This window comes from Oleiphilus sp. HI0061 (genome assembly GCF_001635675.1).
Window position 1 is genome coordinate 1 of the sequence record NZ_LWFE01001492.1, and the last position, 799, is coordinate 799.

2 protein-coding genes are annotated in these 799 nt (G+C 44.4%); both read right to left on the reverse strand.

Annotated features, from left to right (window positions below; genetic code table 11):
- Positions 1-149 precede the first annotated feature (149 nt).
- Complete coding sequence (locus A3735_RS23295) at positions 150-506, reverse strand: cation:proton antiporter subunit C (protein WP_082865136.1); 357 nt, start codon at positions 504-506, stop codon at positions 150-152.
- On the reverse strand, positions 503-799 hold a 297-nt coding region (locus tag A3735_RS23300), incomplete at its 5' end, for an MnhB domain-containing protein (RefSeq protein WP_304440011.1). The genes A3735_RS23295 and A3735_RS23300, both read right to left, overlap by 4 nt.

Here is a 799-nt window from a genome sequence, read left to right on the forward strand (position 1 = left end):
AACTAATAGCTGCCACGAGACCAGGCAGGCCCAAGCGCTTATTAGCGTGGCAAAACACCAAGATAGTATTGAACGGCCCAAAACGAGTGTGATAGGTGCTGCTATCAGGGGCAAAATTATAGGAAGCACAGCCAGGTGTTGGTCAAGCATTAGATGGCATCATCCTTGTTTTCAAATTCGTTCTCTTCAACTGTGCCGTAAGCCCGTTTGATCCGAACAATTAGTGAAAGCCCCACAGCCGTTGTCGCAACGCCGACAACAATTGCTGTGAGAATCAAAACATGAGGGAGGGGGTTAGAGTATTGAGAAACCCCTTCGACGACAATTGGTGCGGTGCCGCCAGTGACTTTACCCATAGAAATGTAAAGCATAAAAACTGAGGTCTGAAAGACGTTTAAACCAACGACCTTTTTGACCAGGTTATTTGCGGATATAACGATATAGAAACCGGTCATCATCAAAAATACGACGATCCAGTAATTGTAGTAATCGAGAATAAAGTTCACTGGATGTTAGACCTCTCAGCCTGGCTATCGAAGGCATAGAAAATACTAAGCATAACGGCAAACACTGTAATACCAACACCAAGTTCAATGATAATTATACCGTAGTGTTGGCCAGCGATTGGGTCTGCTGCGATTTTGTTGTAATCAAGGAATTGGCCGCCCTTAAGCATGCTGTACAAGCCAACGCTGGCGTAAAGCAGTACGCCAAAAGAGGCCATTAATTGCAAAAACTTTGGGCTTACTACTTCAAATGAGCTTGGTGTCCCAAAGACTAAAGCGTACAAAATGAAAGC